This window comes from Pristimantibacillus sp. PTI5 (assembly GCF_048572955.1).
Lineage (GTDB): Bacteria > Bacillota > Bacilli > Paenibacillales > Paenibacillaceae > Pristimantibacillus.
The window spans coordinates 3,637,598-3,652,711 of the sequence record NZ_CP183886.1; the positions used below are offsets into that span (position 1 = coordinate 3,637,598).

Consider the following 15,114-nt stretch of genomic DNA (forward strand, 5'->3'; position numbering starts at 1 on the left):
GGCATTAGCTGTTTGCGACTGTGGATGACTCGAAAAAAGGAGGCTGAATATGGCTATACAAGCGTCGCAAAAAAATGCAAGCGCCATACGCAAAGCGGCGGTGATCGGCTCCGGCGTAATGGGCGCGGGTATTGCGGCCCATCTGGCGAATGCGGGCATGCGCGTTGTGCTGCTGGACGTTGTCCCGCAGACGCTGACAGCGGAGGAGGAACGGCAAGGACTAACGCTTGCCGATGCCAAGGTGCGCAATCGGCTGGCAGCCGCAGCGGTTGCTCGAATGGGCAAAGCAACGCCGGCGCAGCTCTACGATCCGAGCTGGACGTCGCGGATTACGCCGGGCAACCTAGACGATCATCTGGCTGCGTTAAGCGAGGCGGACTGGATCGTGGAAGCCGTGGTCGAGCGGCTGGACATTAAACGGGAGGTATTTGCCAAAATCGAAGCTGCCCGCAGCCCGGGAACCATTGTGTCGACAAATACGTCGGGCTTATCGGCTGCTTCAATGGTTGAAGGGCGAAGCGAGGAGTTTCGCCGGCATTTTGGCGTGACGCATTTTTTTAATCCGCCGCGCTATATGAAGCTTGTTGAAATTGTTGGCACAGCGGAAACGTCCCCCGAGGTCGTGCGGCTCTTAACGGATATTTGCGAGCAGCGGCTAGGCAAAGGGGTCGTGCTGGCGAAGGATACGCCGAATTTCATTGCGAACCGGATCGGAACCTACGGCATGCTGATCACGCTGGAAGACACGCTGGCATTCGGGTTGACGGTGGAAGAGGCGGATGCGCTGACCGGTCCGGCGATGGGCAGGCCGAAGACGGCGACGCTTCGCATGCTTGACCTGGTCGGCCTCGATACGCTGCTGCATGTGGTGGACAATGTGCGCGAACGGAGCAGCGATCCTGCGGAACAAGCCATTTTTGCAAGGCCGCCGCTGCTTGAGCGGCTCGCTGCTTCGGGACGGCTTGGCGAGAAAACGGGAGCAGGCTTTTACCGGAAGGTGAAGGGAAAAGGAGGCAGCGAGATTGAAACGCTCCGGCTCGATACGCTCGAATACGGGCCGAAGCGTCCGGTGAGCTCACCCGTTATCGATGCTTCGAAGGCTGCCAAGGGTGCCGCGGGCAAGGTGAATGCGCTGCTGCGCACCGATCCCCGTGACCGCTACGCGAAGTTCGCTTGGTCGACGATCAAAAAAACCTTGCTTTACGCAGCTGCCCAGGTTGGGATAATCGCGGATTCCATCTCGGATATCGACCGCGCGATGCGCTGGGGCTTTAATTGGGAGCTGGGGCCGTTTGAGCTGTGGGATGCGATCGGGCTTCGGGATTCGGTGCAGCGCATGCAGAAGGAGGGCGATACGATACCGGCCTGGGTATTGGCTTGGCTGGAAGCAGGTAACGAAAGCTTCTATAAAACGGAGGGCAGCGAACGGGTCTATGCGGCGAGCGGCGCTTATAAGCGGGAAGAGACAGAGGTGGATTCGATCTCGATAGCGGCGTTAAAAGCGTCTGGAAAAACGGTGCTTTCCACCGCCGGCGCGAGCCTGATCGATATAGGCGACGATGTGGCGCTGCTGGAATTCCATTCGCAGAACAATGCCATCGGAGGCGATATATTATCAGCGATCACACAAAGCGCGAAGGAGGTATCGCAAAATTGGCGCGGGCTGGTGCTTGCGAATGAAGGGCGCAACTTTTGCGTCGGCGCGAATTTAATGCTGCTGCTGATGGAAGCGCAGAGCGGCGAATGGGATGAGGTGGAAGAGATTATCCGCTTCTTCCAAAGCAGCATGCTGCAGCTGAAGAGGCTTGACCGTCCCGTCGTGGCGGCTCCGCACCGGATGACGCTTGGCGGCGGCGTGGAAGCCTGCTTGCCGGCGGATCAAATTATTTATTCGCCGGAAACGTATTTTGGGCTTGTGGAAACGGGGGTTGGCCTGATTCCTGCGGGCGGGGGCTGCAAGGAAGCGGCTGCTATGGCGGCTGAGCGGGCTTTAGCCGCGAGCAGCGGGAAGCCGGGCGGAGACCTGCAGCCGCATTTAAATTTGCTGTTCGAGACGATAGCGCTGGCCAAGGCATCCTCCAGCGGCTTCGAGGTCGGCCGGTTAGGCCTGATGCGGCCGCAGGACCGCGTCATTATGCGCCAGGAGGCGCGCATCGCCGAAGCAAAGCGGGCCGTGCTAGAGCTGGACCGGGCGGGCTATTCGCCGCCGGCGGAGGGACGTATCCGCGTTGCCGGCCGGGAAGGCAGCGCGGTGCTGAAGGTCGCGGTGCAGGCCATGCGGCTAGGCGGCCATATAAGCGAGCATGACGCGCTTATCGCCGGCAAGCTCGGTGCCGTGCTTGCCGGCGGCGATATACAGCCCGGCGCGGAAGTAAGCGAGCAGTATTTGCTCGATTTGGAATGCGAAGCGTTCCTGAGCCTATGCGGCGAGCGCAAAACGCAGGAGCGCATGAGCCATATGCTTGCGACAGGCAAGCCGCTGCGCAACTAATTATCCGAAGGAGGAGAGCGAAATGTCAGCTTCATCACCGTTTGAGAGTCACGATCGCGATGCCGTTATCGTTGCTGCGGTGAGGACGGCGGTCGGCAAAGCATCGAAGGGCAGTTTGGCCGAGACGAGGGCAGAGGATCTGGGCCTTACAGTTCTGCGAGGCGCGCTGGAACGCGTGCCGGGCTTAGCGCCGGAACTCGTTGAGGATGTGATCATCGGCTGCGCGATGCCCGAAGGCGAACAGGGGCTCAACATGGCCCGGACCATTTCGCTTTACTCGGGGCTGCCGGTGACGACGCCGGCCGTTACGATTAACCGTTTTTGCGCGTCGGGGCTGCAAGCGATCGCTTACGCCGCGGAGCGCATCCGGCTCGGGGATGCGGATATTATCGCCGCCGGCGGAGTAGAGAGCATGAGCCATGTGCCGATGACCGGCTTCAAGCTGTCGCCGCATCCCGCAATAGTAGACGCGCGGCCGGAAGTCTATATGGGCATGGGGCATACCGCGGAAGAGGTGGCCCGCCGCTACAACGTATCGCGCGCGGAGCAGGATGCGTTCGCGGCATCCAGCCATCGCAAGGCGGCAGCGGCGATAGCGGCGGGACGCTTCCGGGCGGAGATCGTACCGGTCACGGCAAGCCGTTCCGGCGTAAACGATGCGGGGCGGCCATGGTCGAAGGTGTTTCAATTCGATACGGATGAGGGAGTGCGGCCGGAGACGACGGTTCAAACGTTGGCGCCGCTTAAGCCGTCCTTTGCGCGCGAAGGAACGGTCACGGCAGGCAATACCTCGCAAATGAGCGATGGCGCCGCGGCCGTTATCGTAATGAGCAGAGAGCGGGCGAAGGAACTGGGGCTGCAGCCGCTCGCTGCGTTCCGCAGCTTTTGCGTAGCGGGTGTCGCTCCGGAGGTCATGGGCATCGGTCCGATTGAAGCCGTCCCTAAAGCGCTTCGGAAAGCGGGCATCACGCTGGATCAGGTCGATTTGTTTGAGCTGAACGAGGCCTTTGCGGCCCAGTGCGTGCCTATTATTAGAGAGCTTGGCATCGATCCCGAGCGGGTTAATGTGAACGGCGGCGCCATTGCGCTGGGGCATCCGCTTGGCTGTACGGGAACCAAGCTGACGGTGTCGCTTATTCATGAGCTGGGAAGACGAGGCGGCGGAATCGGCGTTGTCACGATGTGCGTGGGCGGAGGAATGGGAGCCGCGGGTGTAATCGAGGTATACGGCAGCTAATCCATGAGGATATTTGCACGGCATTAATGGTTTATGGCGGGTAAAGTTAATGTTCCTAATAATCGTTTGACTGAAGGGAGACCTGCGGCATGACGGAAACGATACGTTTTGGCGGTCGGTTTGTCGTGGAGGATAGTGCGCCGGAATCGGTCGTGACGCCAGAGGATTTTACGGAAGAGCAGCGGATGATGGGAGAAGCGGCGCAGCAGTTCATGGATGCGGAAATTACGCCGCGCGATGCGGAGCTGGAAGCGCTGAACTACGATTTGACGGTGGAGCTGATGCGCAAAGCCGGCGAGCTAGGCCTGCTTGGAGCCGATGTGCCCGAGGCCTACGGTGGGATGGGTCTTGATAAGGTAAGCACGACGCTACTCGCGGAAACCTTGGCCCGCGCTTCGTCGTTTGCGCTTTCGGTTGGCGCGCATACAGGCATCGGAACGCTGCCTATCGTATTTTTCGGCACGTCCGCGCAGAAGCAGGCCTATCTTCCATTGCTCGCAACCGGGGAGCGGATCGCCGCTTACTGCTTAACCGAGCCCGCCTCCGGCTCGGATGCTTTAGGAGCGAAGACAACGGCCAGGTTATCGCCGAGCGGGAAGCATTATATACTTAACGGCTCCAAATTATATATTACAAATGCCGGTTTTGCGGATTTGTTTATCGTTTATGCGAAGGTCGACGGAGAATATTTTACTGCTTTTATCGTCGAGAAAGGGATGCCAGGGTTCAGTATCGGGCCGGAGGAGCATAAGATGGGCATCAAGGGTTCCTCAACTCGCCCTTTATTTTTTGAAGACGTAGCGGTGCCGGTTGAAAATGTGCTAGGGGAGGTCGGAAAAGGGCATCAGATCGCCTTTAATATTTTGAATATCGGACGCTTCAAGCTTGGCGCCGCCTGTCTTGGTTCTTCCAAGGAGACGATTGAGCTTGCTTCGTCCTACGCGAACACGCGAAAACAGTTCGGGCGGGCGATTTCCTCGTATCCGCTCATTGGTGCCAAGCTTGCCGATATGAACATCCGCACGTACGTGCTCGAGAGTATGGTTTATCGGACGGCCGGCTGGATCGATTCGATGCTGCGGTCAACGGAATCCGCAGACGGAACGGCCGGAGACGGCGTGACCATGGCGAAGGCGATTGGGGAGTATGCCATAGAATGCTCGATCATTAAGGTTTTTGCATCCGAAGCCCTTGATTTTGTGGCGGACGAAGGGGTGCAGATCCATGGCGGCTACGGCTATATCCGCGATTATAAGGTGGAGCGAATTTATCGGGATTCGCGGATTAACCGTATTTTTGAAGGAACGAATGAAATTAACCGGATGCTCATACCGGGCACGCTGATGAAAAAAGCGTTAAAGGGCGAGCTGCCGCTGCTGCGCAAGGTGCGGTCGCTGCAAGCGGAGTTGGTGCAGCCGATGCCGATTCCGCCGCTCGAAAAGCCGCTCAGCAAAGAGGCATTCCGCGTCGCACAAGCGAAAAAAACCTTTCTCGCCATCGGCGGGCTCGCTGTGCAGAAGCTGGGGCTACGGCTCGAGCAGGAGCAGGAGGTGCTGTGCTCGCTTGCTGATCTCATGATTAATATATTTGCAATGGAAAGCGCGCTGCTGCGCTCGCAAAAAATATGCAAGGCAAGCGGCGGCGTCAGCTCGGAGAAGACGGAAAATGTGATTGCGATGACTACGGTATTCGTGCAGGAGACGATGGAGCGGGTCGACTCGCTTGCGAAGCTTGCGCTTACCGCGCTGGAACAGGGAGACGGGCTGCAAATGCAGCTTTCCATTCTGAAGAAGCTGATGCGCGCGCCGCTTTCGGATACGGTCGCTTTGAAGCGGTCCATTGCCGCTCGCGTCATTCGCAGTGAGCATTATGTCGTGTGAAGGGGGAGAGCATGAATGGAACCGCTCAGACCGGAAGACCCGTCTTTACAAGGGCAGCCCTCCAGTGAAGCCGAAGAGCACGCGCGTCCATGGCTTCGTCATTATCCGAAGGAGGTTTCTCCTTCGCAGAGCTATCCCGATCAGAGCATCGTCCAATTCCTAATCAGCGCTGCCCTGCAGCATCCGAATCATCCTGCCGTACATTTTCTTGGCAAAATATTAACCTATCGCGAGCTGTATGAAGCTGCCATCCGCTTAGCCTCGGGTCTCCTCTCCCTCGGCATTGCCAAAGGAGACCGCGTGGCGATTATGCTGCCGAATTGTCCGCAGACCGTCATCGCCTATTACGGCGTGCTGTTTGCAGGCGGCGTCGTCGTGCAGACGAATCCGCTGTACGTGGAGCGCGAGCTGGAGCTTCAGCTGGCGGATAGCGGGGCCGTCGCGATCATAACCGTTGATCTGCTTTATCCGCGGCTTGCCCGGGTTCGGGGGGAGCAGCCGGCGACAGGTCCGCTGCCGCGGCTGCGCCATGCCATCATTACATCGATTAAGGACGGTCTGCCGTTCCCCAAAAGCCTGCTTTATCCGCTTAAGCAGCGGAAAGAAGGCTTCCGCGCAGAGATTCCATACGGAAGCCTAGGCGTCATTGCTTATAAGAAGCTGCTGGCAGGGAAGAGCTCTGCCGACCGGCTGCCGGAGCCTGCTAAGGGCGCCGATCTGGCTGCTCTGCAATATACCGGAGGTACGACCGGGACGCCAAAAGGCGTCATGCTGACCCATCGCAATCTGGTTGCCAATACGATGCAAACCTCGGCTTGGTGCTATAAGGCAGAGGATGCGAAGGAGCGGTTTCTTGCGGCGCTGCCTTTGTTTCATGTATTTGGATTAACGGTATTAATGAATATGTCGGTGCTTCGGGCAGGCACGCTTATTTTATTGCCGCGGTTCGAGGTTGAAACGGTGCTGCAGACGATCAACCGGCAAAAGCCTACCATTTTTCCGGGCGCGCCTACCATGTATGTGGCGCTTATCAATCATAAGTCGGCCGCCACAACAGATCTTTCCTCTATTAACGTGTGCATAAGCGGATCGGCCGCTTTGCCGCTCGAGGTGCAGGAAAAGTTCGAGGCTTTGACGGGAGGCAGGCTCATCGAGGGCTACGGCCTGTCGGAGGCATCGCCCGTCACGCATGCTAATCCGATATGGGGAATGCGAAAAATCGGCACGATCGGCGTGCCCTTTCCCGATACGGAAGCAGCGGTGATCGACCAGGAAACCGGTGCGCGATTGCCTGTCGGGGAGCTCGGAGAGCTCATCGTGCGCGGACCGCAGGTTATGAAGGGCTACTGGAACAAGCCGGCAGAAACCGATCAGGTACTGCGTGACGGCTGGCTGTATACGGGCGATCTCGCGACGATGGATGAGGACGGCTATTTTACGATTATGGACCGGATTAAGGATGTCATCATCGCAGGCGGCTTCAATATTTATCCCCGAGAGGTAGAGGAGGTCCTGTTCGAGCATCCAGCGGTTAGAGAAGCGGCCGTGATCGGCGTAAAGGATGAATATAGGGGGGAATCGGTAAAAGCGTTTATCGTGTTCAAGGAAGGCTGGCAGGTATCGAGCAGCCAGCTGGACCGTTGGTGCAGAGAACGGTTGGCGGCTTATAAGGTACCGCATCACTATTCCTTCAGGGAAACGCTTCCAAAAACAATTATCGGCAAGGTGCTTCGTCGAAAGCTTCAAGAGGAGGAGGCGGAGCAGAGGAAGGCAAAAGAGGATAAGGGAGAGTGAGCGGCATAGATGAGGATTGGTTCGTGCAGCAGGTTGATCAGGCCGGTCACTTGGCAAGGCTCGCCCAGCGTGCGCAGGCAACATTCTGGGGCGAGCTCGGCTGTGAGGTGGTGCAGGCAAATGCCGGCAAAGCGACGATTTGCCTCGATGCTTCGGACCGGCACCATAATTTGCTCAGTATCGTTCACGGCGGGGTGCTGATGTCGCTGCTCGATAATGCAATGGGGCTCGTCGTGATGCTGGCTGCGCCGGATGAGCGTACCGTAACCGCGAATCTTAACACGCAGTTTCTCGCCAGCAGCAAGGGCGGCGTGCTGCTTTGCGAGGCGGAACTGGTACATCGCACGTCGCGAACGCTGACGCTGGAAGCCCGGGTCAAGGATGACAGCGGCAAGCTGCTCTGCCTTGGAACCGGGGCATACCGCATTATTTAGGCAGCTTTATGCCCAAGTTGCTTGCCTGCTTCTGATTCGTTATAATAATACCTAATATATGGAAAGTTTAACGATTTTCGAAGGGATTAATGTTTAGCGTTATTTTTCCGATAAATGTAGTATATGAAAGGAGGCGAGGACATGGTTCAGGGCTGGGTGACGACATTGGTGTTAGCGTTCGGAATAGTGGTTGCCATCATTGGTGTCATTGCGTATTTAAGAATGTTTCGTAAAGACAGGCTATCTTCAACGTCTCACCAGCCTGAGGGTGTCTCGTCTCCAAACGTGTTTATTTCAGCAAAATCAATGGATGGCGGGCACGCTAAGGATGTTAATTCCGAACAAGCCGCGCCGCGAGATTAATAAATGTTAACTTTCCTATTCGAAATGAAAATGTTATAATAGTAAGAAAAATGTGAACATTGTGACTCATTGGCCATGGAGTTGCCTGTACCAAATGGGGGTTCTTGCGGAGTAATCGCCGCCAGTCTCGTATAATGCTGTTTAGGACGACCATCCAACGTAAAGGGGAGGGGATTTCATGGCGAAACATAGCCAGAATGAAGTCAAGGAAAGCCTGAAGGAACTCACGAGAATTTTTCAACCCAAGGACCCGCGTAAATTTGTTAAAGAGTATATTCGTAAGTACCGGATTACCGGAGGCTACGAGGATGAATTGACGACATTGGTGGAAAATGAATTAGGCAGAATCAACTCCTCGGTCAGTTAGTAGAATATGTAGAATACGGCTTTGTAAACTGTCAGCTGGCAGGATGCAAAGTCTTTTTGTTTTTTTGAACAAACCAAACAATCAACGAGCGAGCGAACCGCGAACCGCGAACCACGAACCACGAACCACGAACTAACCGAGAACAAACGAACAAACAACCAATGAACGAGTGAGCGAATGAGTAAACTAGACAACGACCAACGACCAACGATCAACCCACAACACACAAACGCCAAAAATGAATTACTCAATCGTAAACTAATACATAGTCCATCTTTCTCCTGTACTTTTGCAGAATAAAGGCAATTTTTTGAGAAATAAGATGTCTATGTTGAATTCGCTACTTTATAGAATTTAATTAGTATGTGTTGTGTTGAAGGCCTCGAATGAGATATGTTCATAAATTTACAGAGGGCAGCTGGTTAAATGTGAGCCCGATAAGGATGAAGTTACTTCAGGTATGCAGGATAGCCAGCGCATGAAACGAAAGGTTGGCGAAACTGCAAAATTACATCCAATTCAACAATTACTCAACCTACGCTTCAAATGAAAGGTTCGGGGCTACACTGTAGTTTCTACAATGTAACGCCGCTAAAAAATGAGTTCACTCGGCTACGTTGCAGTTTCTGCAATGGTGATCCGCAGCAACGTTGATAATATGGCAATTATGAGCTAATTTGCTCGATGGGATTGTACTTTCTACATTGTAGCTCTGATTCACGCCGAAAATATTGATTTACGTTGTAGTTTCTGCAGTCTAGCTGGCGAATCGCATCAGGCTGCATCAGAAATGATTGAAGAGCAGCTAAACTATGCCTCCTCCGAGCGATTTAACTTTAAATTCGCCATATCTGATCGGAATGTGTCTCCTTTTTCGCGAATAAGTTATACATAGACAAATCTACTCGTTATGTAGATGCCTTCGTTTGCCGAGCCGGAGTTTGCTGCCGCAAAACCGAAGTCCATGCTAACGGAGTGGATTTTGCTAGCGCATAACCTTAAGGAGGTTAGTACACACATGGCAGTGGATTTGAAAACGAAGGAACATATTCGGGGAATTCGCAAGGCTGGCCGTATTGTCGCTGCCTGTCACAAAGCGCTTTCGAAACGGATAGCGCCAGGCGTCACCACGCAGGAAATCGATCGTTTTGTAGAGCGGTTCATGCTTGACCGGGGGGCCACGCCGGCCCAGAAGGGGTATAAGGGTTATCCGTTTGCTACGTGTGCCTCCGTCAATGAGGTTGTTTGTCATGGTTTTCCCGATTCGGAGCCGCTGGAAACAGGCGACATCGTCACCATTGATATGGTCGCGGATGTGGACGGATGGAAGGCAGATTCGGCATGGACTTACGCAATCGGCAGGACGAATACGGCTACGGAAAAGCTGCTGCTGGCAGCAGAGCAAGCCATGCAAGATGGCATAAAGCAGGCTGTGCTTGGCAACCGGCTGGGCGACATCGGCTATGCGGTCCAAGCGAGAGCGGAGAGAGCCGGCTTTGAGGTGGTGACGGCATTCGTCGGCCATGGCATCGGCAGAAGCATGCATGAATTTCCTGATGTTCTTCACAGCGGCATTCCAGGCCAAGGAATCATGCTGGAAGAAGGCATGGTCATTACGATAGAGCCGATTATTACGGCAGGCAGAGCCGATGTCTATATTGCCAGGGACGGATGGACGGCACGTACCCGTGACGGTGCTTGGGCGGCTCAATTCGAACATACGGTGGCCATTACGAAGGATGGTCCGATTATTTTAACCCGTTGGGACTGAGCGGGTCATTCATACCTAACATAACAAAGAGCCGAGCATTTGCAGAGTCATTCTGCTGCTGTTCGGCTTTTATTAGTTAACGATGGATTTTATTAGCCAAGCTTCATTTTGCGGTAGTCAGACGGCGTGACGCCAAAGCTCTTTTTGAACATGCGATGGAAATAGGAGCTGCTCGTATAGCCGCTTTTTACGGCGATATCTACGATGGAGCAATCGGTGCTCTCCAAATATTCCTTGGCTCTTTCCAGCCGAACGTTATTAATGACATCGACGATGGCGGCTAACGTCTGCTGCTTGTAAACGCGGCTCAAGTAAATGGAGGACATATCTAGTTCATCGGCGATCCAGTTGAGGCTGAGATTCGGATTGGCGTATTCCTTGTGGATCAGCTCATTGATTTTGCGAATCAGGTCGCCCTGCTTCGTGGAGCGTTTCGTTGACAGCTTCGTTTGAATGTCATCGAACAACGAGAAGAACACTTCATTCAGCTCCTGAACGGTTTCAAAATGGTCCGGCGTCGGAATATGGATACTGAGGCTGGCCTCAACGTCCAGGCTGTTATTTTTCTGAATGGTGAACAAAATGTTGTTGACCGTCATCGTCAAATGCGAAATGGCAAGCTGGACGACATGAATCGGATAATCTGCCGTTTCCTGAACGATTTCTGCGAACAGTTTTTTTGCTTCCTCGGTTTTTGAGGTCATTAGCGCATCGGTTAATTTCCGCTCTTTGTCGACCGGGAAAATATACTCCTTCGATTTCAAGGAGATGATATCCTGTGCGTCAATAAGCGACCCAAGCCCGTAAAACAACCGGTGCTGCGAGGCTTCCTTCACCAGCTTATAAAGATTGGACAGCTGCTGGGCCTGCAAGCCCTCAGGGCTGTATGTGACGGACAAGCCGATTTTCAAATAATCGAGGGAGGACTGCTGGATTTGGGTAAGCACGGAACGCAGCAGCTCGTCGTCAGGCTCCTCGGAATCATCCAGCCGGTTCAGAAGCATGATCACATAATCCGCGTCCATATCGACGGTTTCCACGCGATAGTTTTTTAGGCCGATCTCCCAGGCTATGTTCATGACGGCAAATTTGTATACATGCAGGTCATCGCCGCGTGTTTGCTTCAAGGCGGCAAGCTGGTCGATTTTTAGCATGACGACCCGGTAACGTGAATGAAAGTCGAAGGTAATCCCGCTATGCGAGAGCTTCTGCTGGAGCGTGCTCGTTTGCAGCGATTGGGAGCCCTGGATAAGGCTGCGCAGCATATTTTGCCTGATCGTATAGGAGCTGTTTCTTTTCTCGGTCTCGAGAATGTTCATTTTGTCCATAATTTGATGGATGGGGCGATAAAGCATGCGGGACAGCAGCCATGAAATTAACAAGCCAATGACTAGAATAACGACCGCGATGAGTATCGTCGTATTGCGGATCGAATAAATCGCCTTGGTGACTTGTTTATAAGGCGTAACGCGCACATATTGCCATTCCAGCGAATCGGGCGAGGTATACGAAATAAGCGATTTTTTACCCTCAAAGTTTGTCACCGCGTAACCGGAATCCTGGTTCTTAATTCGTTCATTAATGAAGGCGGCGTCCGCTTCATTTAATTTTTTGGATGCAAGGGTATCTCCGGAAAGCAGGCGGTCCTGATTATCCAAAATGTATGATTTTCCCTCGGTATCGTTTTTGTTGGCGCCAATATCTTTATTAATCCAAGCGGAAGAGATATTAATAATGACGGCGGAATTGATCTTCTGCGTTTTGCCGATGGCATCATAACCTAAATATGTATAAGCCTTTGTAAGCTGCTCGCCGGCTAAGCTGACCGTGGTGTAGGTTCTCGGAATCGGAGTGAACGGACGGTACTTCTGGAAATTGTCGAGAATATCGAGAATGCCTTGGTCTGCGAGATCCTCTTTATTGAAGGTTCCGCTTTCACCTTGCCGGCTGGCGGTGTAGAATTGGCCGTTCGCCGAGTTGTATACATAGATCGATTCAATAAAAGGCATGGAACTTAAATAATTTTCCAATTCGTTCATGGCTGCCGTGACATCGTAAATATTGGGCTCATTATAGAACATGAGCTTGGAGACGGTGAAGGTCCGATAGATTTGGAAGGAGACGGACTGGGCGCTCTCGGTCATGCTGATGACTTCTTTGCTGGTTTGGGTGAGATTGCTCACGTCGGATTGATAAGCTTTCTTCAAATCGATTTGCATGTAAGTGAAAAAATAAAACAAGGAGGATACCAATAAAGTAAGGACAATGCACAAAGTGATTGTGAACAGCAGCTTACTGTATAGTTTTCCGTTGTTTTTTAATTGTACGGCTGGCAAGTTCAATCCCCCTCTTTTTGTATGTATGAAGCTTGCGGAAGCGCTTCCCCTTGTTCTATGCGATTAAGCTGTGAACTCACGCAATTAGTTTGAATATTTCACTCGGTTACCCGCGAATACATTCATCATTATAATCTTCACTTGACGCTGGGTGCAATGAACCAAATAAATGAAGGTGAATGAACCTGATTTTATAAAAGTGAACAATCCGTACAGGAGTGAACTTATTGGCGAAACGCCCTATTTTAGATGACAAAGCTCCGTTTCATCCGTTAGAATGTCACGGAATTCCATGATATTGGCGGAAGGGGCCGTAAAGAAATGATTAATTCGAAGCTGCAACAGATCTGGTACGGAGGAGACTATAACCCGGATCAATGGCCGGAGGAAATATGGCATGAGGATATGCGTTTATTTAAGGAAGCGGGAATCAATGTGGTTACGCTGCCTGTATTCAGCTGGGCAAAGCTGCAGCCGTCAGAGGAAAATTTTCAATTTGATTGGCTCGATAAGCTGCTGAATTTAATAGCCGAAAATGGCATATACGCCTGCTTAGCCACATCGACAGCGGCTCAGCCGGCTTGGATGTCACGCAAATACGAGGATGTGCTGCCGGTCGACGTTGACGGAAGAAAGCGGACGCATGGCGCGCGTACAAACTTTTGTCCAAACAGCAAGACATACCGCCGGCTGTCCAGCCAGCTTGCGCATAAACTAGCCGAACGGTACAAGGATCATCCAGCGCTGCTCATCTGGCATATTAACAATGAATACGGCACCCATTGCTACTGCGGTCATTGCGCGGAAGCGTTCCGCGAGTGGCTGAAGGTGAAATACGAGACGATCGACAGACTGAACGCCGAATGGAATATGAGCTTCTGGGGCCATACCGTTTATGAGTGGGAAGAGATCGTGCCGCCATCCAATCTGAACGGCGACAATCGCAATTTTCAGCCGATGGCTATCGATTATAAAAGGTTCATGTCCGATTCGATTCTCGGCTGTTATCAGGGTGAATATGAGGTGCTGAAGGCGGTAACGCCGGATATTCCGGTCACGACGAATATTTGGGGCCTATTTAATGGACTTGATCTGAAAAAATGGGGCGAAGCGATGGATGTCGTCTCCTGGGACAGCTATCCGCAAATGAATGAACCGATGGCTAACGTGGCCATGCGGCATGACTATATGCGCGGCTTAAAGGACGGAAAGCCGTTCATGCTGATGGAGCAGACGCCGAGCCAGCAGAACTGGCAGCCTTATAACAGCTTGAAGCGCCCAGGCGTGATGCGGCTTTGGAGTTATCAAGCGGTGGCGCATGGCGCCGATACGGTCATGTTCTTCCAGCTTCGCCGTTCCTTCGGGGCATGCGAGAAATATCACGGCGCCGTGATCGAGCATGTCGGGCATGAGGATACCCGCGTGTTCAGGGAATGCGCGGCGCTTGGACGCGAGCTCGGCGAGCTTGGCGACCGCTTGCTGGACTCGGAGGTTCATGCCGAAGTGGCGCTCTTGTTTGACATTGATACGTGGAACGCGGTAGAGATTACGAGCGGGCCAAGCGTCGATCTGAACTATTTGGATCAGGCGCAGAAGTATTACAAAGCTTTTTACGATCAGAATGTGGCTGTGGATGTGCGCAGTCCGCTCAGTGATTTCTCCAAATATAAAATTGTCGTTGCTCCCGTACTGTATATGCTGAAGCCAGGCGTAGGCGAGCGGATTGAAGCGTTTGTGCGCGATGGCGGGATCTTTATTACAACCTTCTTCAGCGGCATCGTAAACGAGAACGATTTGGTTACGCTCGGCGGCTATCCGGGCAAGCTTCGAAGTCTGCTTGGCCTATGGGTTGAAGAAATCGACAGCCTGCTGCCTGAGATGCGCAACAGCATCGAGATTAGCGAAGCTTATGGTCATATCGAAGGCTCGTACGAATGCGGCTTGTTGTGCGATCTTCTCCATTTGGAGGGAGCGAGAGCGCTCGGTACATACGGCGCCGATTTCTATGCGGGCATGCCGGCGCTGACGGTGAATGAATTTGGCAAGGGCGAGGCTTATTACGTGGCAACGGCTCCCGAGCAAAAGCTGCTGGGCGACCTGATCCGGACCCTCTGCGAAAAGCATCAGATTACAGCGCCGTTTAAGGCGAGTGCGGGAGTTGAACTCGCCCAGCGCGTCAAGGCTGATCAAATGTATACGTTTGTTCTGAATCATAACAGCCATCAGGCAACCATCTCTCTCGAAGATACCGTCTATAAAGATCTATTAACGGACAGCCAGGTGAGCGCAACGGTGGAAATCGAGCCCCATGGCGTCATGATTCTACAAAAAGTGTAAGGCCATACCCAGAAAACCGCGGCTTCGTTAGTCTCGAATACCTATTCGGGCAAACGTATTCGCGGTTTTTATTTTCAAAATATAAGAATAGATAAGTTCTCGAG

At 53.1% G+C, this 15,114-nt stretch carries 10 protein-coding genes; 9 read left to right on the forward strand and 1 reads right to left on the reverse strand.

The features are described 5' to 3' along the window. Positions 1-49: 49 nt before the first annotated feature. From ACN6MW_RS16395 to map, 8 genes are all read left to right on the forward strand, one after another. A complete protein-coding gene (locus ACN6MW_RS16395) occupies positions 50-2,491 on the forward strand; it encodes a 3-hydroxyacyl-CoA dehydrogenase NAD-binding domain-containing protein (RefSeq protein WP_419871169.1) in 2,442 nt (813 codons plus the stop codon). Positions 2,492-2,513: 22 nt separating this feature from the next. Then, a complete protein-coding gene (locus tag ACN6MW_RS16400) occupies positions 2,514-3,728 on the forward strand; it encodes an acetyl-CoA C-acyltransferase (RefSeq protein ID WP_419871170.1) in 1,215 nt (404 codons plus the stop codon). Between the two features lie 89 nt (positions 3,729-3,817). Then, positions 3,818-5,608, forward strand: coding sequence for an acyl-CoA dehydrogenase family protein (locus ACN6MW_RS16405; RefSeq protein ID WP_419871171.1), 1,791 nt, complete (start codon positions 3,818-3,820; stop codon positions 5,606-5,608). 15 nt (positions 5,609-5,623) lie between these two features. Further along, positions 5,624-7,402, forward strand: a complete 1,779-nt coding sequence (locus ACN6MW_RS16410) for a long-chain-fatty-acid--CoA ligase (RefSeq protein ID WP_419871172.1) — start codon at positions 5,624-5,626, stop codon at positions 7,400-7,402. Further along, positions 7,399-7,836, forward strand: a complete 438-nt coding sequence (locus tag ACN6MW_RS16415) for a PaaI family thioesterase (protein ID WP_419871173.1) — start codon at positions 7,399-7,401, stop codon at positions 7,834-7,836. Before ACN6MW_RS16410 ends, ACN6MW_RS16415 begins: the two co-directional genes overlap by 4 nt. A 141-nt stretch (positions 7,837-7,977) precedes the next feature. Next, positions 7,978-8,199 carry a hypothetical protein gene (locus tag ACN6MW_RS16420; RefSeq protein WP_419871174.1) on the forward strand — a complete coding sequence of 74 codons (222 nt, stop codon included), beginning with the start codon at positions 7,978-7,980 and terminating at the stop codon, positions 8,197-8,199. A 178-nt stretch (positions 8,200-8,377) separates the two neighbouring features. After that, positions 8,378-8,566 carry a hypothetical protein gene (locus ACN6MW_RS16425; protein WP_054026245.1) on the forward strand — a complete coding sequence of 63 codons (189 nt, stop codon included), beginning with the start codon at positions 8,378-8,380 and terminating at the stop codon, positions 8,564-8,566. A gap of 1,018 nt (positions 8,567-9,584) precedes the next feature. After that, positions 9,585-10,337, forward strand: a complete 753-nt coding sequence (map, locus tag ACN6MW_RS16430) for a type I methionyl aminopeptidase (protein ID WP_364150493.1) — start codon at positions 9,585-9,587, stop codon at positions 10,335-10,337. A gap of 92 nt (positions 10,338-10,429) precedes the next feature. Here map and ACN6MW_RS16435 read toward each other — a convergent pair whose 3' ends face one another. Continuing rightward, positions 10,430-12,673 carry an AraC family transcriptional regulator gene (locus ACN6MW_RS16435; protein ID WP_419871175.1) on the reverse strand — a complete coding sequence of 748 codons (2,244 nt, stop codon included), beginning with the start codon at positions 12,671-12,673 and terminating at the stop codon, positions 10,430-10,432. 321 nt (positions 12,674-12,994) lie between these two features. Between ACN6MW_RS16435 and ACN6MW_RS16440 the strand changes: the two genes are divergently transcribed. Continuing rightward, on the forward strand, positions 12,995-15,010 hold the full coding sequence (locus ACN6MW_RS16440; RefSeq protein ID WP_419871176.1) for a beta-galactosidase: 2,016 nt from the start codon (positions 12,995-12,997) through the stop codon (positions 15,008-15,010). The last annotated feature ends 104 nt before the right edge of the window (positions 15,011-15,114 follow it).

What these genes read in the sequence shown, in the direction of transcription:
- ACN6MW_RS16395 (WP_419871169.1), top strand. Translation starts at nt 50, where the DNA reads ATGGCTATACAAGCGTCGCAAAAAAATGCAAGCGCCATACGCAAAGCG.
- ACN6MW_RS16400 (WP_419871170.1), top strand. Translation starts at nt 2,514, where the DNA reads ATGTCAGCTTCATCACCGTTTGAGAGTCACGATCGCGATGCCGTTATC.
- ACN6MW_RS16405 (WP_419871171.1), top strand. Translation starts at nt 3,818, where the DNA reads ATGACGGAAACGATACGTTTTGGCGGTCGGTTTGTCGTGGAGGATAGT.
- ACN6MW_RS16410 (WP_419871172.1), top strand. Translation starts at nt 5,624, where the DNA reads ATGGAACCGCTCAGACCGGAAGACCCGTCTTTACAAGGGCAGCCCTCC.
- ACN6MW_RS16420 (WP_419871174.1), top strand. Translation starts at nt 7,978, where the DNA reads ATGGTTCAGGGCTGGGTGACGACATTGGTGTTAGCGTTCGGAATAGTG.
- ACN6MW_RS16425 (WP_054026245.1), top strand. Translation starts at nt 8,378, where the DNA reads ATGGCGAAACATAGCCAGAATGAAGTCAAGGAAAGCCTGAAGGAACTC.
- map (WP_364150493.1), top strand. Translation starts at nt 9,585, where the DNA reads ATGGCAGTGGATTTGAAAACGAAGGAACATATTCGGGGAATTCGCAAG.
- ACN6MW_RS16440 (WP_419871176.1), top strand. Translation starts at nt 12,995, where the DNA reads ATGATTAATTCGAAGCTGCAACAGATCTGGTACGGAGGAGACTATAAC.